The sequence below is a fragment of the Poseidonibacter parvus genome (assembly GCF_001956695.1).
In the GTDB taxonomy this organism is placed as follows: domain Bacteria; phylum Campylobacterota; class Campylobacteria; order Campylobacterales; family Arcobacteraceae; genus Poseidonibacter; species Poseidonibacter parvus.
Genome location: NZ_CP019070.1, coordinates 238,776 through 262,570, shown reverse-complemented (window position 1 = coordinate 262,570; position 23,795 = coordinate 238,776). Strand labels below are relative to the sequence as shown.

The 23,795-nt window shown below is 26.9% G+C and carries 30 protein-coding genes and 6 tRNA genes; 4 read left to right on the top strand and 32 right to left on the bottom strand.

All coding sequences use genetic code 11. The features are described from left to right. Positions 1–2: 2 nt before the first annotated feature. The 30 genes from LPB137_RS01315 to LPB137_RS01175 all read right to left on the bottom strand — a co-directional run bounded on the left by LPB137_RS01315 (position 3) and on the right by LPB137_RS01175 (position 19,021). On the bottom strand, positions 3–398 hold the full coding sequence (locus tag LPB137_RS01315) for a type IV pilus modification PilV family protein (RefSeq protein ID WP_076083338.1): 396 nt from the start codon (positions 396–398) through the stop codon (positions 3–5). After that, positions 399–1,901: a GspE/PulE family protein gene (locus LPB137_RS01310; protein WP_076083335.1), complete on the bottom strand. Its 1,503-nt coding sequence runs from the start codon at positions 1,899–1,901 to the stop codon at positions 399–401. It abuts the gene before it with no gap. Next, the gene (locus LPB137_RS01305) at positions 1,902–3,866 is read right to left on the bottom strand and encodes a secretin N-terminal domain-containing protein (protein ID WP_122893650.1); all 1,965 of its coding nucleotides are present in this window, start codon (positions 3,864–3,866) and stop codon (positions 1,902–1,904) included. Next, a complete protein-coding gene (locus LPB137_RS01300; RefSeq protein ID WP_076083332.1) occupies positions 3,853–4,689 on the bottom strand; it encodes a PDZ domain-containing protein in 837 nt (278 codons plus the stop codon). The genes LPB137_RS01305 and LPB137_RS01300 overlap by 14 nt, the downstream gene beginning before the upstream one ends. Further along, complete coding sequence (locus LPB137_RS01295; protein ID WP_076083329.1) at positions 4,671–5,198, bottom strand: hypothetical protein; 528 nt, start codon at positions 5,196–5,198, stop codon at positions 4,671–4,673. Before LPB137_RS01295 ends, LPB137_RS01300 begins: the two co-directional genes overlap by 19 nt. Then, positions 5,198–5,593, bottom strand: coding sequence for a hypothetical protein (locus LPB137_RS01290; protein ID WP_076083326.1), 396 nt, complete (start codon positions 5,591–5,593; stop codon positions 5,198–5,200). Before LPB137_RS01290 ends, LPB137_RS01295 begins: the two co-directional genes overlap by 1 nt. Next, the gene (locus tag LPB137_RS01285; protein WP_076083323.1) at positions 5,590–6,504 is read right to left on the bottom strand and encodes a hypothetical protein; all 915 of its coding nucleotides are present in this window, start codon (positions 6,502–6,504) and stop codon (positions 5,590–5,592) included. Before LPB137_RS01285 ends, LPB137_RS01290 begins: the two co-directional genes overlap by 4 nt. Next, a complete protein-coding gene (locus LPB137_RS01280) occupies positions 6,485–7,147 on the bottom strand; it encodes a hypothetical protein (RefSeq protein WP_076083320.1) in 663 nt (220 codons plus the stop codon). Before LPB137_RS01280 ends, LPB137_RS01285 begins: the two co-directional genes overlap by 20 nt. Before the next feature lies 1 nt (position 7,148). After that, the gene (locus LPB137_RS01275; protein ID WP_076083317.1) at positions 7,149–8,363 is read right to left on the bottom strand and encodes a type II secretion system F family protein; all 1,215 of its coding nucleotides are present in this window, start codon (positions 8,361–8,363) and stop codon (positions 7,149–7,151) included. Continuing rightward, entirely contained in the window at positions 8,353–8,859 is a 507-nt protein-coding gene (locus LPB137_RS01270; protein ID WP_172802458.1) for a hypothetical protein, read from the bottom strand. The genes LPB137_RS01275 and LPB137_RS01270 overlap by 11 nt, the downstream gene beginning before the upstream one ends. A gap of 36 nt (positions 8,860–8,895) precedes the next feature. Then, positions 8,896–9,270: a type II secretion system major pseudopilin GspG gene (gene gspG / locus LPB137_RS01265; RefSeq protein WP_076083311.1), complete on the bottom strand. Its 375-nt coding sequence runs from the start codon at positions 9,268–9,270 to the stop codon at positions 8,896–8,898. 233 nt (positions 9,271–9,503) lie between these two features. Next, positions 9,504–9,653 carry a hypothetical protein gene (locus LPB137_RS14275; RefSeq protein ID WP_164707215.1) on the bottom strand — a complete coding sequence of 50 codons (150 nt, stop codon included), beginning with the start codon at positions 9,651–9,653 and terminating at the stop codon, positions 9,504–9,506. 76 nt (positions 9,654–9,729) lie between these two features. Then, a tRNA-Arg gene (locus LPB137_RS01260) sits at positions 9,730–9,806 on the bottom strand. Between the two features lie 64 nt (positions 9,807–9,870). Further along, positions 9,871–9,947, bottom strand: a tRNA-Gly gene (locus LPB137_RS01255). Between the two features lie 42 nt (positions 9,948–9,989). Then, positions 9,990–10,074: transfer RNA gene (locus tag LPB137_RS01250), tRNA-Leu, on the bottom strand. A 35-nt stretch (positions 10,075–10,109) separates the two neighbouring features. After that, a tRNA-Arg gene (locus LPB137_RS01245) sits at positions 10,110–10,186 on the bottom strand. A gap of 17 nt (positions 10,187–10,203) precedes the next feature. Further along, positions 10,204–10,280: transfer RNA gene (locus LPB137_RS01240), tRNA-His, on the bottom strand. An 11-nt stretch (positions 10,281–10,291) separates the two neighbouring features. Further along, positions 10,292–10,368 (bottom strand) — tRNA-Pro (locus LPB137_RS01235). A gap of 112 nt (positions 10,369–10,480) precedes the next feature. Further along, the gene (cutA, locus tag LPB137_RS01230) at positions 10,481–10,792 is read right to left on the bottom strand and encodes a divalent-cation tolerance protein CutA (protein ID WP_076083308.1); all 312 of its coding nucleotides are present in this window, start codon (positions 10,790–10,792) and stop codon (positions 10,481–10,483) included. Continuing rightward, positions 10,789–12,174, bottom strand: coding sequence for a bifunctional ADP-dependent NAD(P)H-hydrate dehydratase/NAD(P)H-hydrate epimerase (locus tag LPB137_RS01225; RefSeq protein ID WP_076083305.1), 1,386 nt, complete (start codon positions 12,172–12,174; stop codon positions 10,789–10,791). The genes cutA and LPB137_RS01225 overlap by 4 nt, the downstream gene beginning before the upstream one ends. A gap of 13 nt (positions 12,175–12,187) precedes the next feature. Beyond that, the gene (locus LPB137_RS01220; protein WP_076083302.1) at positions 12,188–12,709 is read right to left on the bottom strand and encodes a hypothetical protein; all 522 of its coding nucleotides are present in this window, start codon (positions 12,707–12,709) and stop codon (positions 12,188–12,190) included. After that, entirely contained in the window at positions 12,706–13,125 is a 420-nt protein-coding gene (locus LPB137_RS01215) for a permease (RefSeq protein ID WP_076083299.1), read from the bottom strand. Before LPB137_RS01215 ends, LPB137_RS01220 begins: the two co-directional genes overlap by 4 nt. 9 nt (positions 13,126–13,134) lie before the next feature. Further along, entirely contained in the window at positions 13,135–13,518 is a 384-nt protein-coding gene (locus tag LPB137_RS01210) for an SUI1 family translation initiation factor (RefSeq protein ID WP_076083297.1), read from the bottom strand. Next, the gene (tsaD, locus tag LPB137_RS01205) at positions 13,519–14,520 is read right to left on the bottom strand and encodes a tRNA (adenosine(37)-N6)-threonylcarbamoyltransferase complex transferase subunit TsaD (protein ID WP_076083294.1); all 1,002 of its coding nucleotides are present in this window, start codon (positions 14,518–14,520) and stop codon (positions 13,519–13,521) included. Next, positions 14,517–15,047 carry an RBBP9/YdeN family alpha/beta hydrolase gene (locus LPB137_RS01200; protein ID WP_076083291.1) on the bottom strand — a complete coding sequence of 177 codons (531 nt, stop codon included), beginning with the start codon at positions 15,045–15,047 and terminating at the stop codon, positions 14,517–14,519. Before LPB137_RS01200 ends, tsaD begins: the two co-directional genes overlap by 4 nt. A gap of 14 nt (positions 15,048–15,061) precedes the next feature. Then, positions 15,062–15,484, bottom strand: a complete 423-nt coding sequence (locus tag LPB137_RS01195; protein WP_076083288.1) for an Lcl C-terminal domain-containing protein — start codon at positions 15,482–15,484, stop codon at positions 15,062–15,064. Then, positions 15,484–15,777: a hypothetical protein gene (locus tag LPB137_RS01190; RefSeq protein ID WP_076083286.1), complete on the bottom strand. Its 294-nt coding sequence runs from the start codon at positions 15,775–15,777 to the stop codon at positions 15,484–15,486. Before LPB137_RS01190 ends, LPB137_RS01195 begins: the two co-directional genes overlap by 1 nt. Then, complete coding sequence (gene dxr, locus LPB137_RS01185; RefSeq protein WP_076083283.1) at positions 15,767–16,834, bottom strand: 1-deoxy-D-xylulose-5-phosphate reductoisomerase; 1,068 nt, start codon at positions 16,832–16,834, stop codon at positions 15,767–15,769. The genes LPB137_RS01190 and dxr overlap by 11 nt, the downstream gene beginning before the upstream one ends. After that, complete coding sequence (locus tag LPB137_RS01180) at positions 16,831–17,589, bottom strand: phosphatidate cytidylyltransferase (RefSeq protein WP_076083280.1); 759 nt, start codon at positions 17,587–17,589, stop codon at positions 16,831–16,833. Before LPB137_RS01180 ends, dxr begins: the two co-directional genes overlap by 4 nt. A gap of 103 nt (positions 17,590–17,692) precedes the next feature. After that, positions 17,693–19,021 (bottom strand): NFACT RNA binding domain-containing protein, encoded by a 1,329-nt coding sequence (locus tag LPB137_RS01175; protein ID WP_076083277.1) that lies wholly within the window; start codon positions 19,019–19,021, stop codon positions 17,693–17,695. A 92-nt stretch (positions 19,022–19,113) separates the two neighbouring features. On the opposite strand from LPB137_RS01175, the gene LPB137_RS01170 reads away from it, so the two are divergent. After that, positions 19,114–19,434, top strand: coding sequence for a cytochrome C (locus tag LPB137_RS01170; protein ID WP_076083274.1), 321 nt, complete (start codon positions 19,114–19,116; stop codon positions 19,432–19,434). An 81-nt stretch (positions 19,435–19,515) separates the two neighbouring features. On the opposite strand, the gene LPB137_RS01165 is transcribed toward LPB137_RS01170, so the two are convergent. Then, positions 19,516–20,325, bottom strand: a complete 810-nt coding sequence (locus tag LPB137_RS01165) for a rhodanese-like domain-containing protein (RefSeq protein WP_076083271.1) — start codon at positions 20,323–20,325, stop codon at positions 19,516–19,518. Positions 20,326–20,404: 79 nt separating this feature from the next. After that, positions 20,405–20,878, bottom strand: a complete 474-nt coding sequence (locus LPB137_RS01160) for a hypothetical protein (protein WP_228144676.1) — start codon at positions 20,876–20,878, stop codon at positions 20,405–20,407. 154 nt (positions 20,879–21,032) lie between these two features. Between LPB137_RS01160 and thrS the strand changes: the two genes are divergently transcribed. The 3 genes from thrS (at position 21,033) to rpmI (ending at position 23,722) form a co-directional block, all read left to right on the top strand. Beyond that, positions 21,033–22,841, top strand: a complete 1,809-nt coding sequence (thrS, locus tag LPB137_RS01155) for a threonine--tRNA ligase (protein WP_076083265.1) — start codon at positions 21,033–21,035, stop codon at positions 22,839–22,841. Then, positions 22,838–23,377, top strand: a complete 540-nt coding sequence (gene infC / locus LPB137_RS01150) for a translation initiation factor IF-3 (RefSeq protein ID WP_076083262.1) — start codon at positions 22,838–22,840, stop codon at positions 23,375–23,377. Before thrS ends, infC begins: the two co-directional genes overlap by 4 nt. 147 nt (positions 23,378–23,524) lie before the next feature. Continuing rightward, positions 23,525–23,722 (top strand): 50S ribosomal protein L35, encoded by a 198-nt coding sequence (gene rpmI, locus LPB137_RS01145; RefSeq protein ID WP_076083259.1) that lies wholly within the window; start codon positions 23,525–23,527, stop codon positions 23,720–23,722. The last annotated feature ends 73 nt before the right edge of the window (positions 23,723–23,795 follow it).

The following is a 23,795-nucleotide window of genomic DNA, read 5'->3' as shown; positions in this document are numbered from 1 at the left end:
AATCACAACTTAATTTTAAAAGAATACATATTTTTTTTTATATCATCTTCTATGCTATAACTTGTTTCATATGTAGTGATACTAAAATTTACAACATCATTTTTAAAACTTGCAGTATCTACTTCTTCTTTTTTTACTTTTATTTTAATATCTTTTAATTCTCTTCTTATATCATCATTTTTAAATGTATATAATTTTCCTAAATATCTATTTTCATTGATATTATCTTTTTCATTGATATTAATTGCTGTTTGAATATAATCTTGGAACACAGATTTTTCTTTACTCTTAGTCACTAAAAAGATATTATCACTTTTAACTTGTAACAATGTAAGCATTACAACACTTAACATTATTATTGCGATAATTACTTCCATTAATGAAAAAGATTTTTTCATTTATTTAATACCAATTCTTACAGCTTCAGCGACTGAAGTTTCACCATTTTCTAGCATTAATCTTAATTGTTGGTCTAATGATATCATTTTATTTTTAGCAGCTAATTTCATCAAAGTATTATCATCAACATCTGTTTTTAGATACTCTTTTACTTCTTCTGTTAGAACAAAAAGCTCACCTATTGCAATTCTTCCTGTGTAACCTGTAAATTTACATTCATTACAACCGCAAGGTTTATAAAGCTTTATGTCTTTATTTAAATTAAATAAAGCATGTGATGCCTCAGAATCATCCTCTTCTTTACACGCTTCACATAATTTTCGAACTAACCTTTGTGCTAAAACTGCTAAAAGAGATGAAGAAATTAAAAAGTTTTCAATTCCCATATCCATAAGTCTTGTAATTGCTGCAGGTGCTCTATTTGTATGTAAAGTTGAGAAAAGTAAATGCCCTGTAAGTGCAGCTTGAACTGCTATGGAAGCTGTTTCTTTATCTCTAATTTCTCCAAGCATAATGATATCAGGATCTTGTCTTAAAATTGATCTTAAACCAGAAGCAAAAGAAAGCCCTACTTTATCATTTACTTGGATTTGTGAAAATTTATTTGATTTATATTCAACCGGATCTTCAACTGTTATAATGTTTTTTTCAACACTTACAACTTGGTGTAATAATGAGTGTAATGTAGTTGATTTTCCACTTCCTGTAGGTCCTGTAACTAAAACCATTCCATATGAGTTTTTAAGTATTTTTTCTAATTCATTTGTAATATAAGAAGGAAAACCTAACTCTTTTAAAGATAAAATATCTTCACTTTGCATCAGAATTCTCATTACAACTCGTTCACCATAAAAAGTAGGAAGAATTGAAACCCTAATATCTAAAGTTTTTCCAGCAATTTTAATTTGTGTTCTACCATCTTGAGGTATTCTTTTTTCAGAAATATCTAAATTTGAAACAACTTTAATTCTTGAAATTACTAAAGACATAATATTCTTATCAAGCTCTATATGCTTTGAAAGTACCCCATCAACACGGTACCTTACTTCTGCTTTAAATTCATGCATTTCAATATGAATATCTGAAGCTTGTTTTTTTATTGCTTGATAAAAAAGTGAATTTACAAATTTGATAATTGGAGCAGATTCTTCTGATGTTAAAATATCACTTCCAACTTTCAAAAACTCACTAACTGAAAAATCTTCATCTTCAATTGTTGCATCTTCTTGTTCTTGTTGAATTGCGTTCATTTCTTTATCTGTTCTAATTTCCAAAAACTTATTGTAAAGTTTTTCATAAGAGATTTCATCTAAAAACATTACTTCATATTCATATTCACATTTTGATAAATAATCAAAAGAAGTACTCATATATTCTTTTGATAATATAATTACAATTTCATCATCAACTTTAGAAAATAAAACATAATTTTTTAAAGCAAAAGTATAATTCTCAATTTCATAAGGTAATAGATTGGTATTGTGTATTTCTTGAATATTCATCTAGTTTCCTAATATCTCAGCAACTCTTTTTTCATGCTCGGTTCTGCTATCTATATCCTCATTTTGGATATTTAAAGCTTTATTACTTTGATTTTTTATATCTTTATACTCTTTATCTAGCTCTTGCATTTTAGCTTTATATAAATCTTCTTTTTTTAAATTATCAATTTGTTTTTGTTTTAACCTAATTAATGACTCTTTTAAATACTTATCTTCTAATAATTTTAATTCAGATAATTTATCTCTAACATAAGTTAAATCTTTTGATTTTGGAATAATATAAGGCGTAACAATAATAACTAAGCTTTTCTTTCTTGAATCAGTTTTATCATGTGTAAATAATTTACCTAAAAGAGGAATAGAGCCTAAAACAGGAACTTTACTTTCTGTTGATTCTACTTTATCTTCTATTAATCCACCTAAGATTACAGATTCTCCATTTTTTACAATTGCTGTAGTTAAAACTTCTTTTTTTGTTGTATCTGCATTTCCACTTGTTGTTTCTGTAGTTTTTACATCTTCTAAAACAGTTGTAATTTCTAAAGTAACTTTATTATCATTGGAAATACGTGGTTTTACTTTTAGAGTTAAACCAACATCTTCTCTTGAATAATTATCATTAGTAGTTCCTGCATCTGATACAGTAGATGAAGTTTTAACAGAAATAGTTTCACCAACATAAATTGAACTTTCTTTATTATTAATAGCTAAAATTGATGGTTCAGAGACAATATCTAAAGCTCCATCTTGGTCTAACAAACTAATTGAAGCTCCAAGTGCTAAACCAGATGTAAGAGTAGGAATAGATAAACCAATATCTCCAGGAGTAAATGCGATTGAACTTCCTCCATTTAAACTTGAAGAAAATGTTCCTAAGCCTTTACTCCCTGTTCTTCCTCCTAAAATTCCATATTTGATTCCAATTTCATCAACTAAAGTATTTGTAACTTCAATAATTCTAGCTTGTACATAAACTTGAGCTTTCTCTTTATCTAATTCGCTAAGTAATGCTTTTATATAATCAATTTCATCAGAAGGTCCCATTAAAACAATTGAATTTGATTCTTCATCAACAGATGCTAATGGCTTTGCATTTGGATCTAGGTATTTCTTTTTTCCAATAATTCCATCAATGATTTTTATTACATTTGAAGCTTCAACATTTTTTAATGAAATTACTTTTACAACTCTTTTAACTAATGAATCATTACTATCTATATTTTGAATATATTTTTTTAAATATTTTATATTTTGGTTTTTACCAACTATTACAAGAGAATTATCATCTGCATTTGAGATAATTGAAACTTTTTCAGTTTCTATTTTTTCATTAAAAATTGATTTTGCTACATTGATTAAATTTTTCTTTGCATCATCTGCTTTGATATTGTCTAATCTAATGATTTCAATACTTTTCTTAGCACCATATGTCATTACATTAACAACCTTTTTAACTGTATTAATATTGTCTTTAAAATCTGTAAGTATTAAACTATTTGATTCTTTATTAGTAACAAGTTTTGCATTTTTTGAAATTAAATGTCTGATTTTTGAAGCAATATAATCTGCATTTGCATTATGAACAGGAAAAACTTCTGTAAGCATTTGATAGTACAATTTACTATTATTACCGTTAACAACAGGTACATTATTCTTTGCACTATCATTTAGCTTTACAATTCGCATTATATTTTTACTTTGAATAAGTGTGTAGCCTTTTGCTTCTAATGAATAAATCAATATTTTCACTAAATCTTTTCTGTCAACTGGTTTTGTTGAAATAAAATCTACATTACCTTTTATATTCTCGGTTACTAAAATATTTTTATCTATTATCTTAGATGTGATTTTAACCAAATCCATGATTTTTAAATCTTTAAAATTAATATTTAACTTCTCATCTGCAAAAGATGAAAAACTAAATATTAATACTAATACTAATAAAACAACCCTAATCAATTTCATAATTTAACTCCACTATTTCATTATTTCTTAAAACTTCTATATTTAAATATTTAATATTATTAATATTGTTATAAACTTTGAATGCATCTTCATACGATTCTAAAGTATTATTGTTTATAGATTTAATTACATCATTCTTCTTTAATCCTAACTTTGTAAAAGCTGAATTTTTTTGAATTCTTTTTACTTCAAATCCTTCGATTTTACTATTTTTTCTAATTTCTTGAATTTGAATATTTTCCCAAATTTTATCAATATCATTTATATATGAATTTAAATAACTTCTTTTAATCTTAACATTTGAAGCATCTTCAATAATATTTATATTTGTATTTTTTTCTATTTCAGAAACTAACTCTTTTAATTTATTATTTGCTTGTTTGATATCTAATCTATACTCTTTTGCTACTTTTTCCATAATTACATAGTCTTTATATAATCGCGTAAGAACATAGCCATCAATATCTTCAAATTGGGATAAAATATAACTTTTTTGTGTTCTTTTATTAACAATTGTTATCCAACCTGAATTTGATACTGTTGAATATATAGCTTTTAAATTATAATTTACTAAGGTTTTTTGATTATCTTTATTCTCTTTTTTTACTTTTGCTTTAACTTTGATACTATTTTTAGAATAAAAGCCATCAAATTTTTTATACTCTAAAAAAGATGTTGATTTTTCAATATAATCAACTCCATTTTTTGGAAGAATGATAAAAACAACTGTTGCAATAATATATGCAATTAGAAATATAAATAAGTAAGGAATTGATTTTTGTATCAATTTATTAAATCTTGTATTCATAAATTCTTTTCCCATATATATTTACCATCAATTAATTTCATTTGTTTTAATAATTTGCTATATTTTCTTTTCATAATAGGAGATGCTTTTAATTCTAAGATTATCTTTTTTGCAAAGATATCTAATTTTCCATTTATCTCTCCAAAACTTCCATAACTTTGTATTTTAACATTTTTAAAATCCAAAACTGAATACTTTATATCAATATTTTCAATTAATGAAGGAATCATTCTAGATAAACTCTCACCAACTTTTACATTAGAAATATTAATATTATTAAAAAACAGAAAAGTAGAAAAAGACATTTTATCTATAACTGCTACATTAATTCCTTCATAATAAATTTTTGCATCACTAACATTTAATACAAATAATTTTTCGTCTCTTTTCTCATTTGAAATTATTACTTCTTCATTTGATAATTTATGTTCAAGTAAATTATATAAAGACTCTTTAGGTAAAAGTGTAATTATGAAAAAGAGCAATAATACTAAATAGAAAAAGAATTTAAATATTTTTTTCATTAATTAAGTCCTATTTCTAAATTGATATTAGTTTTTTCTATCAATAGTTTCTTTATAATCATTTGCTTATTTAAAACCCTATTTAAAAAATTGTTTAAAGCTTTTTCATCGCTTGAAGTAATACTTACTTTTATACTGTTTTTTGTTTCAAATCTTGATATTTTTGAGTTTACATATATTTTATTCCTTAGAATCTGATCAATTGTTTTATTTATATTTTTTTTATTATTCCAAGTTCTTTGATATGCCTGATAATCTTTTGCATTTTTACTAATAGACTTATATTCACTGTTTTTACTAAAAAAGTTCTCTTTTTCAATATTTAAAAGATAAAAAGATATCAATAAGATAGTAATAAAAAGAGCGATGATATATAAAGGATTTAATCTACTCATAATTTAATCCTTATATTTAAATCTTTTCCATTAATATTACTAGATAATATTTTATATTTTTTTGAGATATAATCTTCTATATCTTTTTTATTAGAATTTTCTAAAATTAAACTCAAATTTTCAGCTTTTAAATTTATTGTTTTAATTTTGATTTTATTTTTAACTAATATATATTCTAAGAAATCTCTTTTACTAATTTCATTTTCTAATTTTTTACTATTACTTTTTAAAATAGCTTTAGTTTGTAGCAAACTTTTTGGAAGATTAGATTCTATTTTAATTTTTTCTATTTTTTTATCTATGATTTCTACTTCTTTTTTATAATCAATAATTTTATATATATTCAATATTGAAATACTAATTAAAACAAAAAGAATTGAATAGATTTGTTTTGAAGTTAATAAATTATTATACAATTTGATATTAACTTTATTTGAAGACAATTCAATAGAGTCTATTTTTTCTGATAAATCAATGGAATTACTTGTAATTAATTTAGGAACTTTTATTAAAATTCCATCCTCTGAGTACATAAAAGATTTTCCATCACTATTAAACTGCGTAAATTTTTTACATTCATTTTGTGCAAAATATACTCCATTAACTAAAGATAAAGAGATGCCTGATTGTTTGATTACATCATATATTTTTTTATTGATATAAGCAAAGCATAAATATTTATTCTCTTCAAGTTTTATAACCTGATATGATAAATTTGTTATATTTTCTAAAATATCTTCAAATAATGTTGGTAAAACATGCCTTGCTTGCATTATATTTTTTACAGGAATATCAAATATCCTAACCCAGTAAAATTCTGGAGAAAGTATAATGTCTACTTTTTCTATTGTTGCAATCTTAGTATTAGTACATAAGAACACTTTTTTATTTTTATTTGAAACTAGACTCAAAATATGCCACCTTACCTTCCTTATCAAGTATATAATAAGCTTTAAAAAGCTCGTTTAAATGATTAATCTTTATAAAAAGTTCGTATAAATCGCTATTAGCACTTTTATTTATAAAACCTATTTTATTTTTTATATCTAAAATTTCATCACTATAGGTATCTTTTATAAATTTATCAATAATAAAATCAAGTTGTTTACTATTTTTTATAAACCTATTATCTTTTTCTTTATATTGATTCTCTTGTACTCTATAAATATCTTTAAAACTATAAAAACTTGAGATATTATATTCATTAAAAAGCTTTTCAATACTATTTTCTTTACTATCTTTTGAACTTAAAGAATTTACATCAACCTTATCATATTTTACAAGAGTGAATAAAAGTTCACTATTCCCTACTTTTGTGGGAATTGATAAGTTATCATTTTCCAAAAGAAGTTCATCTATTGATTCTTTATTATCTTTAATAACTTTACTTACTTCAACTTGAGCATTGCTAGTTAACGTAATCATTTGCGTTTTATTTAATCTGCTACTTTGCTCTTTTATATAAGAATTAGTATCTTCCAAATTCTTTAAAATCAGAATTGATAATGCAGAAATAAATAGAAGTGAAATTAATAAAACAATTGATTTTTTCATATTAACCCAAGTTCATTGAAAATATTGGTAATAACATTGAAATCACAATAAATCCAATTGTAACACCAACTATTAACATAAATACAGGTTCCAATAAAGCAAGAAAAATATCTGTTTTATCTTTATTTGCTTCATTATATAAAGTTGCAAGATTATTAAGAATTTCATACATTTTACTAGTATCTTCACCAATTGCAATCGAATGAATAAAAGCCTCATCAATTTTATAAATATTATTTGTACTTAATAATACTGATAACTTTTTCCCTTCAACTACACTTTTAGAAGCTTCTACAAATACCCTTTTAATCACAGAGTTTTTTAAAATATTAGCACTTAAATTTATACTTTGTACAATAGGAACTCCAGATTTTATTAAAATAGAATTCATGTATGAGAATCTTGCTAACTCGCCTTGTTCAATCATTGTTGAGAAAAAAGGAAGTTTTAAAGTAAATTTATCAAAGGCATATTTGAATACTTTTGATTTTTTCATTAATATTATAAACGAAGTTATAATCACAAATAAAATTGCTAATATATACATATAATTAGTTGAGAAAAAATCTCCTAAAGCAATTACAATTTTAGTACTCTGGGGTAATTCTTGATCAATCTGAGTAAAAATACTTGTGATTTTTGGAACAATAAAGCTTAACATAAAACCAACCATAAAAAAAGAAATAAACAGAATAAATAAAGGATAAGCCAAGGCTGAAGAAACTTGTTTTCTTATTCTATCTTGCTCTTTTAAAAAATGAGCCAACTCTAACAAAACAGATTCTAATAATCCACCATTTTCACTAATTTTTACAGATTGTTTAAAAAATTCTGGAAGATTAACTACATTTTGAGACTCTAAAGAAACATAAAAATTCTTTCCTTCATCTAAATATGTTGAAATTGATTCAAAAAATGAGTTAAGTACTTTATCATTTTTGTATCTTTGGTTAAGTAAGTTAATAGCTGAGATTAGCGATATTCCTGAGTTTAAATAAATACTTAAATCTCTAGAGAGATAAGATAAAGAAGATAAGCTAAGAGTTTTTTTTCTTTTTAGTGAAAACTTTGATAAATTAAAATCTTCTTGACTTAAAGAAGTGTATAAAATACCTTTTACTTTTAACTTTCCCTTTGCTTCATTTAAATTTAAAGCTTCAATTTTAGATTTAACTTTTTTTCCAGTAGAGTCAAAACCTTGATATTTAAAAAGCATCTTGAACCTCTATTTGTTTCTCATCAAATGTATTTAATACTTCATTTGTTGAAGTAAATATTTTAGCTTCATTAAATATTGAATTAAACAAATAAACTTTTTCATCTAATGTATCTAAAATAATTTCGCTTCCTTTATAATCACTATTAATTGAAAATAAAAAAACAATATTTTCACTTATATTGTTAATATTAACATCTCGATAGTCAATTACATTCATATCTTTATTGTATTCATAGACTTCTGGTTTTTCTTCAAATACATTTTCAATTATAAAGTCTTCTTTTATTTCATCATCAATTCTAATATAACACTTCAACTCTTTTTGAATACATAAAAAATCAAGTTTTTTCTCAAATTTGAAATTTGATAATAAATATTGCTTCAAAGATTTTAATGAAAAGTTACTACTTTCATTTTTTACAGAAAAATTAGTGTTTGAAAAAACTAAGTAATATGTAGTTGTAATTAAAATGATTACAACTACTAACTCCAATAGAGTAAAAGCTTTTTTCACTCTATTCAATTTCAATTATTGATTACACTTTGAATAATAAATATCATCAGCTGTACTTTCTTTTTTATCAGAACCAAGTGATATTAAATCAAAGTCTTCTTCACCTTGAATATAAATAAATTCATTACCCCAAGAATCCCTTGGTGCTTTTCCATCTTCAAAATATTTTTTTTCTACAAGAAGAGAAAGACCTTCTTCAGTTTTTGGATATGATGAAGTATCAAGTTTAAACATTTTTAATGTTTGAGCAATACTTTTCATTTGAATACAAACAATTTTACTTTTTGCTTCTTCACTTTTTCCTGTTAAGTTTGGTAGCACGAACGCTGCTAATAATCCAAGAATTATAATTACAACCATTAATTCCATTAAAGAGAATGCTTTTTTCAATAATTTGCCTTTTGTCTCAATTTATATATAAAATAATTATATTATAACAAAATTCTAATTAAGTGTTAAATTTAAAAGGTAAAAGTGAACAAGTTTATTAATAAAAACAACTATAATAAAATATTTGGAATTAAAATGACAATGGTTATTGAAAATTAAAATTTTATTATGAGTGTATTAATTATATGAGATATTAAAATCCCTATAGGTAATGAGCCTATAGAATTTAACAATTATTTAGAAGTGTTTTTAAGTACTGTAAGTAATTCAGATGAAAGTATTATTCCTGCTTTACTACAAGCATCAAATATGTTTTCATTGTTTTGAACAAGTCTTATACAAATTTCTTCTTTTTCTGTTAGTTTTACATCAATTATTGACATGATTATCCTTTATTATTTTGTTTACATAAAAATAATGATTTAGCGAGGGATAAATTATTAAGTTAGTGTGTTTTAGTGGTACTCCCAGCACGATTCGAACGTGCGACCTACGCCTTAGAAGGGCGTTGCTCTATCCAGCTGAGCTATGGAAGCATTTATTTAAAAGTAAAAAAGCCATAAACAAAAAGTCAAAAACTTTTTATTTATGGCTTTTTAATGGAGCGGGAAACGAGACTCGAACTCGCGACAATCTGCTTGGAAGGCAGAGGCTCTAGCCAACTGAGCTATTCCCGCAAAAGTATAAATTCAGTAAACTGAAGATACTTTAAGTATAAATGGTGCGGATGAAAGGACTTGAACCTTCACGCCGTAAAGCACTAGATCCTAAGTCTAGCGTGTATACCAATTTCACCACATCCGCATAAATATCTTTTTTACAAAAAAGATTAAAAAAAGTGGTACTCCCAGCACGATTCGAACGTGCGACCTACGCCTTAGAAGGGCGTTGCTCTATCCAGCTGAGCTATGGAAGCATCAAAATATTTAAAAATGGGGTAAGTAACCGGAATCGAACCGGCGACCCTCTGAACCACAACCAGATGCTCTAACCAACTGAGCTATACCTACCACAATTTAAATGGTCGGAGTGAAAGGACTCGAACCTTCGACCCCCTGGTCCCAAACCAGGTGCGCTACCAGGCTGCGCTACACTCCGACAGTCACTATTCTTACGAAAAGTGGACGGAATTATATTATGTTTTTGATCTTTTGTCAAGAGTTAATTTAACAAAATCAGAAATTTTGTTAAATTTTATAAAAACATTACTTTATTTTGTATTTTCTTCTATAAATTTCAAGTACTTCTTACTTGAATTACTAATATCTATTTCAATAATTTCAGGAACATCATAACTGTGATGTTCTTTTATTTTACTTTTAACTTTATCAAAGTCTTCTTTTTTAGTTTTTATACTAACTAAGATTTCATTATCACAACAAAACTCATCGTGCCAATTATAAAAAGACTCAATTTCACTTAATTGAACACAAGCTGCAAGCTTTGAATCAATTAAAACTTTTGCAATATTCTTTGCTTCAGCTTTTGAAACACACGTTGTTTGGACTAAAGTAATATTCATAATCTTCTAACCTCTTCTATTAAATCTGATGGAATAAGTGAAAAATCATTTTTCTTATAATTAGCCCCAGCTAATGCATGTGCTAAAGAAGCACTAATCGCAGCATCTAAAGGCTCATAGCCTTGAGCAAGAAGGGAACCAACTAACCCACTTAAAACATCGCCACTTCCACCTTTACTTAAAACGGCACTCCCAAAGGTATTAATATACAAGTTCTTACCTTGAGAAATTATTACATTTGTTCCTTTTAATAGTAAAACTACTTTTGGATACTTGCTAGTAAATTCTTCAACATATTTTATTCTATTATTTTGTAATTGTTCTACAGAGATATCTGCAATATTACTTAATTTTAGAAGGGAACAAAACTCTTTTGGATGAGGAGTAAGAACAATATCTTCATCTAAAACATCAAGTAATAATTCATCATAAAACAAATCTGCATCAACTATTTTTTTCACATCATTTGCTAATATTTTCTGAACCTCAGCTATTTCATAATTTCCAAGTCCCATACCAATTGCAATTGCTGTACAATTTTTACTTATAAAATGTGTTTGCATAATATGATAAGGCAAATCTAAATTTTCATGACAAACAACACTTACAATCCCTGTACCAAAACCAAAGGCCGCTTTTGCTGCAATTATTCCTGCACCTTTTTTACAACCTGCAACTACATTTAAATGTCCGTAAGAGCCTTTGTGTGAATTGTGTTTCTTTCTATTTGGTAGTTTTAAATCTTTTTTTTCTAGAAGGTATTTATTTGTAGAGGTTTCATATATTTCTCTTTGAACTCCAAGATTAGCTACTTTTATCTCACCTACAAAATCTTTTGCAATATCTGAAAACAATGAAGTTTTTAAAGCTCCCATTGTAATAGTTACATCAGCATCAAAAGCAACACTTTTAACTTGTCCATCAAAAGAAATACCACTAGGTATATCGCAAGCTATTTTTATTGCATCTAAAGAATTTAATTCATTTATCAATAAAACTGCATCATCGTCTAAAGCTTTATTTAAACCTGTTCCAAAAATACAATCAACAATAATATCACTATCAATCACTTCTTCAATAATTGGAATATCTAGTGCTTTCGCTCTTTTTTCTTGAAGTATTGCCATTTGTGATTTTGCTTTTGAATAAAAATATAAAGAAACATCAAACTTTTTATGTAACAGTCTTGCAAGTGCAATTCCATCAGCTCCATTATTTCCACAACCACAAGCTATTAAAATAGTTTTTTTATCACTATGATTTTCTTGAATATATAATTGCATACTTAAAGCAGCATGTTCCATAAGTATATCTTCACTTAATCCAAACTCTTCGTAACATCTTTTATCTAGCGAGTTTACTTCATCAAATATTTTTTGCATATATAATCCTAATCTATTTTTTCTTTAAAACCTCTATTAAAATACCTTGAATAACCGCACCAATAATTATATAAATAAAAAGTATTCCAGTAAAAAGTGCTCCAAAATAATCTATCATAATTGGAATAAAAGGTATTTTAATTGCCCTTGTATACATAAAAGTAGCTAGTAAGCCATTTTTTAAGCCATTTTCTTTTAATTGAGAAAGCATTGGATACCAAACATACATTGGACCAGCACTTATAATTCCACCTAAAATGGAATAAATCCATGCTTTAACTCCACTATCTTTTCCAAAATGTTTCATAATAGATTTTGGCTTTAGAAAATAGTTTAGTATTGTTGTTATAAGAATAATCATAACAAAAACTGGTAAAAGTTTTACTAATACATCATAGCTTTTTATTAAAGATAAAAAAGAATTTTCTTTATCGAAAATAAAAAGTGCGAAATAAACAATTATTACAATAAATAAAAATTTAAGTCCTTTAAATTCTATTTCCTTATTTTGTTTATTACTTTTGTTTTTATTCATGATTGAATCCAAGTTACCGTTATAACTGTTAAAATAGAGATAGTAAGTGTTGTTATAAAAGCTAATAAAGTTCTATAAAGTGTAAATCTTGCTCCAAAAACTTCAACCTCAGCTGGTAACTGAACAACTCCAAGAGTTACCCATGATAATACAAAAGCAGTAACAGCATATAAGGAAACACCAGAATCTCTTAATTCCCCACCTAAGATATAAGAAATCATAGGATTGCCAGTTAAAACTGCCCCCATTGAAGTTCCAATTGCACTATCAATAAAATTATTAGAAACAAACATAGAAGCCAACATTTCTTTTGTAATATATGTATCAAAAAGACCAAGTACTAATATAATTGCAAAAAGCATAGGAAGCATTGAAACTAAACCTATTATTGCTTTTTTAAAAGATTCTTTAATCATTGTTATTCTTTAATTTCTAAACTTCCAACCATCACTTTGTAATATAGTGATAATTTTTTCTTTCACATCGCCTTGTAGTTCAATCCATTCATCTCTAATAGCACCACCACAAGCTAGTTTTTTCTTTAAAAGTTTTAATACTTCTTTTTTATCTGCATCACTTAATGAAAATCTACCTACTAAAGTAACAGGCTTCCCTTTTCTTTTTTCATAAGTAAATACTAATTGATGTTGGTTCTTTGGTAAAATTTCATTTTTATTGAAAGTACTTGGAGCTGTAGGTTTATTAATTTTATTATTCTTTTTATTTGCTTTTGGCTTTTTTGCTTTCTCATCATACTTTGATGTATCGTGATTATCGCCATCAAGTTTTGCACCCATTTCAAATATCATTTAAAATCCTTTTAATCTTGATTGAATATCAATTTCATCTACGTTTATAAAATCATTCATCTTATATTGCTCAACTGCTACTCGACCAATCATAGCTGCATTATCACTACAGTACTTAAGTTGGCTTAGATATAAAGCTGTACCATTTTTTTGGCATAACTCTTCAATTTGTGTTCGTAAGTGAATATTTGCACTTGCACCTCCAACAATTGCAAAGTTCTTAGGTGCTTTTTGCTTAAACAGTTTTTTTGTTTTTTGCATTATATGTGCAACTGCTGTTTTTTGAAATGATGCACAAATATCATATTTATCTTGGATCTGAATATTTCCATCTTCACAGACACATTTTTCAATTCTCATTCGAACAGCATTTTTAAGTCCTGAGTATGAAAACTCAATATTTGGACTTTGTCTTAAAGGAACTGGCAATTCAAATCTATTCTCATCACCCTTTAATGCATATTCTTGAACAACTGGACCACCTGGATATCCAAGTCCTAGCATTTTTGATACCTTATCAAAACTCTCACCAAAACTATCATCCATTGTACTTGCTATTAGATTCATATCATTTAATGAATTTGCTTCTATTATTTGAGTATGTCCACCTGAAACTAATAAAATAGTCATTGGCAATACTTCTTCTTTTTCTATAAAAAGAGAATATATATGACCTTTTAAGTGATTAACTGAGATAAGAGGAATATCCAGTGAAAGACTCAAAGCCTTTGCCATAGTCACACCTTCCATTAGTGTAACTGATAATCCAGGTGCAGATGTAACGGCTATTGCTTTTAGTTTTGGAAAATATTCCACGCACTCTTCAAGTATTTTTGGTAAGGCTTCAATATGAAGTCTTGCAGCTAATTCAGGAACTACTCCGCCATAAACACTATGTTGTAATTCTTGAGATATTTTTTTGTGATAAACAAGCTCTAAAGTTTCAATGTCTGTTATTGCAATTGAGCTATCATCGCATGAACTTTCTATACTTAAAATCATTTATTTAGCCAGTCTAATGCAAAACCAATTGAGCCAAAACCTGAGTCTGCGTTTATGTGTCCTGCATTTCTTAATACATTAATTTCTACATTTAAAATTTCTTTTAAATCTAAAGCTTCCTCTTCACTCATATATGGATCATTAGTAGAAGCTACCATAATCACTTCTTTTGCTTTTAAATCTTTTGCAATAGGATAAGGGTAAAAAGTACTAGCAGCATCTACAACTCTGTTTCTACTTACAGGGGCAACAAGCATTAATTTATCTAAGCATATATCTAAATCATCACAAGTGTGAAACCATAAAACATTTGCAAGGGAGTGACAAATTACAATGTCAGGATTAAAATGCTTTATTTCTTTTCTTAAGCACTCTCTCCACTCTTCTAATTTTGGGTTATCTCTGTTTGGAAAAGAAGGAAAAGATACTGTAAAGTGTTGCGAAATTAGTTCACCTGCTAATTTTGCTTGCCAATGAGGGTAATCACTTCCACCAAGACCGTGTAATATTAAAACTTTTTTATTCAAAATCAAATCTCTCTTTATATATTTCTAATACATCTAACATATTTATTTTTATGTCTACTATCAAAATAAGGTGTTCCACTTACAAAATGCATATAATCAGCATAGAACCATAAAGTTCTCCAGTGTGATTTTTGCGCCCAATAACCATCGGGTACATTGTATTTAAAAGCTTTTTTTATGTAATTTTTGAAATTCTTTTTATCAACTATTAATTCAAACTCTTCAATCTTTGGAATTCTCCAGTTTGAATATCCTGCAAAACTTAACTGCTCGCAATAATCAATAGCCTCATCATGAGTTTTTAAAACTTTTACAACTGAAATATCATCAACCCACATAAGTTTTGCATTTGTATCAACAACAACTTTCGAGCTTTTTCTGTATATTTGTGCATCTAATAAAGATACAAAAATAAGAAATAAAATTAAGTACTTCATTACTTATCCTTTTTTATCTCACTTATTTCAAACTTACCTTTTTCCAACATTCCTCTTGCACTTTCATCTGTCAATTCTACACTAACTTTATAACCAGTTTTAAATACTAATCCTGCAAGTTTTTTTACTGGTTTTTCTTCTTTTTCTTTTGAAGTTGTTGCATGTTTTTTCCACTCTTGAAGTTTTTCTTCATAAACTTCAACTATTTCTTTTTCAAACTTACTTCTTGAATAAATTAAATAAACAACTAAAATTAAAAGTATTCCAAAAGGAATTAATAAATCAAGACTCACAGTATGCTCTCACTTCTTTATCAATTGTAAAAATATCATCTAAACTATCTATTTTTACATTGTTAAATTTATTTAATGCCTCAAGTGAAATTCTTGATACATCTAAAAAGCCAATTTCTGAGTTTAAAAACTTAGAAACTCCTACTTCATTTGCTGCATTTAAAACTACACCTAAATCAAGGTTATTTATAATCTCATCTTTAGCTTCCCAAATTGGATATCTTGAAGTTTCTATTTTCTTAAATTCTAAAGAACCCACTTTCACTAAATCAACTGGTTCTAAAACAGGAGTATCACATTTTCCTAAAATTGCATAAGCAATTGGAAGTTGCATTGAAGCGTTTGCAATATGTGCTGTGGTACTTCCATCTTTGAAGTTTACCATTGCATGAATTAGTGATTTTGTTTCAATAATCGCATCTAATTTTCGTATATCAAATAACCAAGCAGCTTCCATAAGTTCAAATATTTTATTTGTCATAGTTGCAGAATCAATAGTAATTTTATTTCCCATTGACCAATTTGGATGATTTAAAGCTTCTTTGATTGAAACATTTTTAAGCTCATCAAGTGGATAATCTCTAAAAGAACCACCACTTGCAGTTATTGTCATTGAATCAATAGCTTTTTCTTGAATTAAATACCATAAGCCAAAATGCTCTGAATCAATAGGACTAAGATTTGTATAATCAATAAATTTACCAGCAACGACAAGTGATTCTTTATTTGCCAGAGCTAATTTTTTACCACACTCAATAGCTTTTAGTGTTGGTTTTAATCCTAAAAATCCAACAAGTGCATTTACAACAGTTTCACTCTTAGAATTTTCAATTGCATTAAGTATTTCATCTTCGCCAAAAGTTACATGAGAATGATTTACTTTTACAATATCAACTTTGTTTGCGATAACTACTTTACTAGGTTTAAACTCTTCAATTTGTTTATTTAATACTTCAATATTACTTCCAGCTACTAATACTTCAACATTTAAGTTAAATTTACGTGCGATATTTAAGGTATTAACGCCAATTGAGCCAGTAGAACCTAGTATTATCATCCAAGAACCCTAAGTAATACTAACATTACAATTGCACCAAAAAGATAACCATCTGTTCTATCTAATATTCCACCATGACCTGGTAAAATATTTCCACTATCTTTTATATTAGCTTCTCTTTTTAAATATGATTCAAATAAATCACCAAACACAGAAGCAAAAGCTACGATAATTGATATTACGAAAGCTGAAACAATATGAAGATTATCATTTGCAAAATATGTTCCTAAAATTGCAGCTACAACAACACCACCTACAACACCTTCAATAGTTTTATTAGGACTAGTTTCACAAAATTTAGTTTTACCAAAACTTTTACCAACAAAATAAGCACCCGTATCAGCACTAGCTACAACTACAAGTAACCATAATAAAGTCATAACTCCGTATTCACTGTAAAGTGATAAAAGAAAAAGAAAAGATGCAGTTGGATAAAAAAGAGGTAGAAACATTTTTTTATCAAGTGTTTTTTTGTATGCAAGTTGTGAAGCATAACCAATAGCAACAATAAAAATCAAATCTTCAGGTGTTGGATAAAAATACGCAGCGAACCATAAAAGTGCAGAATAAACATAAATACTATCACTTTCTAATTGGAAAAGTTTTTTTGCTTCAGAAATAGAAATCATAAGAAGTGTTCCAAAAAGTGCCCACATAATGAAATATGAATCAATATATCCTATGATTATCATAGCAATAATCAAAACTAAACCTGTTTTTATACGAGTTGAACTCTCTTTTATAATGTTAGCCATTAAGTAAACCTTGTGTTGTTTAAATTACATTGATTATACAAAAATTTGGCTTTTGCTTATATTTTGAATAAATAAAAATATAATTTTGCTAGAAAAACATCTTTTAAATCTTTATTCCTATAGTAGTATAAGGATTATATAAAACATTTGCACCTGATTGAATTTTTACATTTCTTCTTTGCGTGAAATCTACTTCATAATCTCCTGGAAAATCTACAGAAAATTTTGCACAAATTACAGCTGCTTGTTCTATTACACTATCAGGTATAGTTTTTTTAGTGTTTTGTACAAATACATGAGAAGATGGTCTATCTTTTAAGTGAAACCAAAAATCACTTGCTTTTGAATTTTTTAATAAAAATATATTTTCTCTCTCACTAGTTCCTAACATAATTTTATAACCTTCAAAAAAGAAGCTTTCATAAGGTTGTGCTTTTTTAGTTCTTTTTTGATTCTTTTCTTTTTTAGGATATAAAAATTCACACTCTTCTATATCTTTTGCATTTTCTAAACTATTTACCATTCGATAAAGAAACTCTAACTTTTCATCTAAGTTATCTTTTTCTAGTGAAATGTACTGAGCTTTTTGTTTAGCTTTCTTTGCTTTTTTGAATAAATCATTTGAGTATCTTGAAGGTGAAGCACTCTCTTCTAGAGATATTTCTACTTCTTCTCCTTTGTAATCAAATGTTGTAAAAGACTTCTGGTAGGCTTTTATATTATGTAAATTTGCTAAAATCAAATTAGCTTTTTCATATAAAGAGTTTGATTCTTCTTCTAACTCTTCTTTTTTAGCTAATGAACTTATTGTTTTTTCAAGTTTCTTGATCTTTTTCTTTATTTGTGAGATTTTTTGTTTCTTCAAATTTTCTAAATTTTTAGATTCTTTTTCTTCATAAATTTGATATAAATACTTTTCAATATTCTCAACAACTTCCATTTTTGGAATATAACTCTGTTTTGGAATTTCATCAAGCTTTATTCCAACTTTAACAACTCTACTTGATGAAAATTCATCTACATGTCTCAAAGCTTCAATTATAATTCTATTTTCATCTAAAATTACAATATTAGTATGTTTACCTGTAAATTCTAACTGTAAGATAGTTGTTAGTTTTTTATATGAAGAAGATGAATTTACATGTATATTTATAATCTTATCATCGTTGTATAACTCAATTTTTTCTATTTTTGAGTTATACAACCTTTTTTGTAAAGCAACATCAAAAGGAGCATTGAAATCCTTTTTAGAATTTAGTACTTTTTGTGATTTAAACACTGTACTAGAGCCTTTTGACATATCAAAATATATTATATTCCTATTATTAAATTCTATTATAATAGTATTATTGTCAATTCGCTTTATAAGCTTTATATTTTGCGTATTCTCTACTAAATACTCAACTAACTGTTTTAATAAAAAATACTTCACTATTACTCCACTTTTAACTAATATTATCAACTAAGATTTATTTTTATATGTATTAGATATAATTATAGCTAAATTTTCATTAGGAGATAAATATGAAGTTATTAAAAATCGCAATAGCTGGGTCATTAATTTTAGGAGTTTGTTCAACATCTTTATTCGCAGATGCAACAAAAGGTCAAAAACTATTTGTTAAAAAATATAAGGGTTCTTGTGGTTTCAGTGGTGATAAATTCGCAGCTAAACACTCTCAAGACGAATGGGAAACTATTATGGAGAGTGGTAAGTTTAAAGAAGAACTTCTTAAAATTTGTCCAAATGTAAAAGAAGCTGAAGTAAAAGACAAATGGATTCAACACTTATATGATTTTTCTTATAAATTCGCAAATGACTCAGGAAATGTTCCTGCTTGTTAATTCATAACTAAATCAAAAAAAAAGCTAATATCTTTTGATATTAGCTTTTTTTATATCTAAGTATTATAAGTTTTACTTATTTTATAAGTCTTCGTTAGCTTCTACTTTACAATCATTTACTTTGCAATCTATATTTGCATCAAAATAGAATACGTCTTTACCTACTCTATCTTTTAACCCCAAGGCAACTTCTGCAGATTGCATTCCAGTATTACAATAAAGTACATATAATTTATCATCAGAGATTTGACTCATATCTATAATCTCTTTTTTATCATTTACTGCTACGTTTATTGCACCTTTTATATGTCCTTCTTTAAAACTTTCAGCTTTTCTAACATCTACTAATTGAACATTTTTTGGTAAATCGTTTAATACAACTTTTTCAAACCAATATTGATCAACCATTCCTTTATCTTGTCCTAGATAAATAGTTGCACCCTTAGCTTGATATTTTTCACCTTTAGCTTTTACGTCTTCTACTTCTACAGCTTTTTCAACTTTTAATACCATACTTGGCATTTGCATCTCTTTCCACTTTGGATATCCACCTTTAAATACTACAACATTTGTATATCCAGCATTTTGTAAAAGAACTGCTAATTCATCTGACATTTCACATTTAATTCCATTACAATATGAAACTATCTTTGCATTCTTATCTTGTGGTAAGAAACCTTGCTTTGCTTTAAATTCTTTTACAGTAACGTTTAACGAACCTAAAATTGTACCTCTTTTAAAAAGTTTTTCCGCTCTTGCATCAATGAATAATGCTTTCTTTGTTTCAAATAATTCTTTTGCTTTCGTAAAATCAATCACTTGTAAATCATTTGCTTTTACAAATGAAACTAAAATACACACCGCAAGAATTTTGCTAATTAAAGATTTCATAATTTCCCTTATTTTGATATTGAGATAATTATAGCTTAATTATTATAAAATTAATTCATATTAATATTATAAGTATTACTTATTTAAATGAATAAGAGTCCAACTTGTAGATAAGCTCTTCAGCAACTTCAATCATAGAAATATTTAATCTTTTGAAATCACTATTCTTAACTTTTACTAATAATTCATCATAAACATTTCCATAAGTATATAAAGAGAAGAAAATATATTCTTTCGAGCGAGATTCTTTGTTTAGTTCTTTAAACCAAAGAGCTAGAAGAGAAAAATATAGCATTGAAGGGTTGAATGTCCTTTTCTTTTCTAAAGATTTTGATATTTGTTTATTTATATAGTTATATCCATCTAAGACAGCTTTTACACGATAATGTTTTCTATTTTTCATATAATAATCACTAGATAAAGTTGCTTTATTAATTTCTTTTAGCATTACATCACTAATTTTATTAAATTTTTCTATCAATTCTTTATCAGTACCAGTGATGTTAATTTCTTCTTTATCTTTATATGAAAGAATTAAATCTTTACAAAACAATAGTAAGCTTTCTGTTTTTATTTTGGATAAGTTTAAAATCATACTTTATTGTAACCAAAATTTTATAAATTAACTTATAAGTAATTAAGTTTAAGTCTCTTTGCGATAAAATAAGCTAAATTTAATTAATGAAACTTATAAACAAAGGAAACTATTGGAACCAATAGGTGTATTAAAAGACGGTCAAATTTATGATCTTCAAACTGCTGAAGCTTTAAATATCGAAGGTGATATTATAAAGCAAGATAACTCCGCTGAATCTTTAGAGATTCTTAGACACTCATGTGCTCATATGATGGCTCAAGCTATTAAAGAGCTTTATCCTGATGCAAAATTTTTCGTAGGACCAGTTGTTACAGAAGGTTTCTACTATGACTTTAAAGTAGATGCTAAAATCACTGATGATGATTTAGTAACTATTGAAAAGAAAATGAAAGAAATTGCAAACAGAAAATTAAAAATAGAAAGATATGAGGCTACAAGAGAAGAAATTGTTACAAAATTCGCTGATGATGAATTAAAACAAGCTGTACTTTCAAAAATCACAGATAATACTTTAACTATGTATAAACAAGGTGATTTTGAAGACCTTTGTCGTGGCCCACATTTACCAACAACAGGAATGATTAGAGCATTTAAACTTACACGTGTTGCTGGTGCTTATCTTGGTGGTGATGAAGAAAACGAAATGATTACAAGAATTTATGGAATCGCATTCTTTGATAAAAAAGAATTAAATGATTACGTAAGAATGCTTGAAGAAGCAAAGAAAAGAGATCATAGAAAACTAGGAACAGAATTAGAACTATTTACATTCAATGAAGATGTAGGTGCTGGGTTACCATTATGGTTACCAAATGGTTCTAGACTTAGATCAAAGTTAGAGCATCTTTTATATAAAGCGCACAGAGTTAGAGGTTACGAACCAGTTCGTGGTCCAGAAATTTTAAAATCTGATATGTGGGATATATCTGGACATAATGCAAATTATGGTCAAAACATGTATTACACAGAGATTGATGGTCAACAATATGGAATGAAACCTATGAACTGTGTTGGTCATATTCAAATTTTTAAAAATGATTTAGTTTCATATAAAGACTTACCAAAAAAATTATTTGAATATGGTGTTGTACATAGACATGAAATGTCTGGAGCAATGCACGGATTATTTAGAGTTAGAGAATTTACTCAAGATGATGCACATATTTTCTGTACACCTGCACAAGTGAAAGAAGTAATCATTGATGTATTAGAATTTGTTGATTCATTAATGAAAACTTTTGATTTTGAATATGAAATGGAAGTTTCAACAAAACCTAAAAAAGCAATAGGTGATGATGAATTCTGGGAAACTACAACTAAAGGTATTATGGAAGCTTTAGATGAAGAAAACCTACCTTATGGAATTGATGAAGGTGGTGGAGCATTCTATGGACCTAAAATTGATATAAAAATTACAGATGCTATTGGAAGAAAATGGCAATGTGGTACAATACAAGTAGATATGAACTTACCTTCAAGATTTAATGTTGAGTATATCAATGATGAAGGGCATAAAGAACAACCAGTAATGATTCATAGAGCTATTTTAGGTTCATTTGAAAGATTTATTGGAATTTTAACTGAACACTGTGCTGGTGAATTTCCATTTGTTATTGCACCAACTCAAGTTATTTTTGTTCCAATTGCAGATACACATGTTGAATATGCAAAACAGTTACAAAAAGAGTTATTAGAAGATGAAATGGATTCTAAAATCTTTGATATGAACGAAAGTTTAAATAAAAGAATTAGAATGGCAGAAAAACAAAGAGTTCCTATGATTGTTGTTGTTGGTGATGAAGAAGTTCAAAATCAAACAATTGCATTAAGAAATAGAAGAACAAGAGAACAGTCTAACATGAGTAAAGATGAATTTATCTCAATGTTAAATGAAATTAAAAAAGGAAGCAGAATTTGAGTAGAGACAACAAAAAAAACAATGTAATAATGAATGAAGATATTAGAGCTACAGAAGTTAGATGTACAGCTGATGATGGAACTAATTATGGAATTATTTCAACAAGAGATGCACAACAAACAGCAGATGATTTAGGATTAGATTTAGTTTTAATTGCACCTGATGCAAAACCACCAGTTGCTAAAATCATGGATTATGGTAAATTTAAATACCAACAAGAAAAAAAGAAAAAAGAAGCTAGAAAAAATCAAAAAGTAATTGTTGTTAAAGAAATTAAACTTTCTGTAAAAATTGCTGATAATGATATTGGATATAAAGTAAAACACTCAAGAGAATTCTTAGAAGCTGGACACCACGTTAAGTTTAGAGTTTTCCTAAGAGGTAGAGAAATGGCAAATCCACAAGCAGGTATTGATGTACTTAAAAGAGTATGGCCAATGGTTGAAGATTTAGCTGTAATGGATAAAGAACCAAAACTTGAAGGAAGATATGTAAATATGATGGCTCTTCCTAAAAAAGATGAAAATCACAAATAATCAATAATTTATTAAAAAAGAAGAGACTCTACTCTCTCTTCTTTTAACTTTCAAAACTCCTTTAAAGATAATCTAAACAAAATTTAAGTATAATCCAAGACTTTTTCATTAATAAATGAAATTGCAAATTTAAAAAAGGATTTTTCAATGCCAAAGATGAAAACTAACAGTGGCGCTTTAAAGAGATTTAAAATCAAGAAAAATGGTTCTATTAAAAGAGGATCAGCTTTTAGAAGTCACATCTTAACAAAAATGTCTCAAAAGAGAAAAAGAAATCTTAGAGGACCACAAACTGTTGCAGAAGTGGATTCAACAAGAGTTAAAAGAATGTTAAACAAAGCGTAATCATTTATAATTGATTATTTAGTCCCTCCACAAAAGTGGAAAAGTTCAACAATTTTGTTGACACCTTATTATT

Coding starts and splice junctions, on each gene's coding strand:
- LPB137_RS01315 (WP_076083338.1), bottom strand. CDS start 398: ATGAAAAAATCTTTTTCATTAATGGAAGTAATTATCGCAATAATAATG.
- LPB137_RS01310 (WP_076083335.1), bottom strand. CDS start 1,901: ATGAATATTCAAGAAATACACAATACCAATCTATTACCTTATGAAATT.
- LPB137_RS01305 (WP_122893650.1), bottom strand. CDS start 3,866: ATGAAATTGATTAGGGTTGTTTTATTAGTATTAGTATTAATATTTAGT.
- LPB137_RS01300 (WP_076083332.1), bottom strand. CDS start 4,689: ATGGGAAAAGAATTTATGAATACAAGATTTAATAAATTGATACAAAAA.
- LPB137_RS01295 (WP_076083329.1), bottom strand. CDS start 5,198: ATGAAAAAAATATTTAAATTCTTTTTCTATTTAGTATTATTGCTCTTT.
- LPB137_RS01290 (WP_076083326.1), bottom strand. CDS start 5,593: ATGAGTAGATTAAATCCTTTATATATCATCGCTCTTTTTATTACTATC.
- LPB137_RS01280 (WP_076083320.1), bottom strand. CDS start 7,147: ATGAAAAAATCAATTGTTTTATTAATTTCACTTCTATTTATTTCTGCA.
- LPB137_RS01275 (WP_076083317.1), bottom strand. CDS start 8,363: ATGCTTTTTAAATATCAAGGTTTTGACTCTACTGGAAAAAAAGTTAAA.
- LPB137_RS14275 (WP_164707215.1), bottom strand. CDS start 9,653: ATGTCAATAATTGATGTAAAACTAACAGAAAAAGAAGAAATTTGTATA.
- cutA (WP_076083308.1), bottom strand. CDS start 10,792: ATGAATATTACTTTAGTCCAAACAACGTGTGTTTCAAAAGCTGAAGCA.
- LPB137_RS01225 (WP_076083305.1), bottom strand. CDS start 12,174: ATGCAAAAAATATTTGATGAAGTAAACTCGCTAGATAAAAGATGTTAC.
- LPB137_RS01220 (WP_076083302.1), bottom strand. CDS start 12,709: ATGAATAAAAACAAAAGTAATAAACAAAATAAGGAAATAGAATTTAAA.
- LPB137_RS01215 (WP_076083299.1), bottom strand. CDS start 13,125: ATGATTAAAGAATCTTTTAAAAAAGCAATAATAGGTTTAGTTTCAATG.
- LPB137_RS01210 (WP_076083297.1), bottom strand. CDS start 13,518: ATGATATTTGAAATGGGTGCAAAACTTGATGGCGATAATCACGATACA.
- tsaD (WP_076083294.1), bottom strand. CDS start 14,520: ATGATTTTAAGTATAGAAAGTTCATGCGATGATAGCTCAATTGCAATA.
- LPB137_RS01195 (WP_076083288.1), bottom strand. CDS start 15,484: ATGAAGTACTTAATTTTATTTCTTATTTTTGTATCTTTATTAGATGCA.
- dxr (WP_076083283.1), bottom strand. CDS start 16,834: ATGATAATACTAGGTTCTACTGGCTCAATTGGCGTTAATACCTTAAAT.
- LPB137_RS01180 (WP_076083280.1), bottom strand. CDS start 17,589: ATGGCTAACATTATAAAAGAGAGTTCAACTCGTATAAAAACAGGTTTA.
- LPB137_RS01170 (WP_076083274.1), top strand. CDS start 19,114: ATGAAGTTATTAAAAATCGCAATAGCTGGGTCATTAATTTTAGGAGTT.
- LPB137_RS01165 (WP_076083271.1), bottom strand. CDS start 20,325: ATGAAATCTTTAATTAGCAAAATTCTTGCGGTGTGTATTTTAGTTTCA.
- rpmI (WP_076083259.1), top strand. CDS start 23,525: ATGCCAAAGATGAAAACTAACAGTGGCGCTTTAAAGAGATTTAAAATC.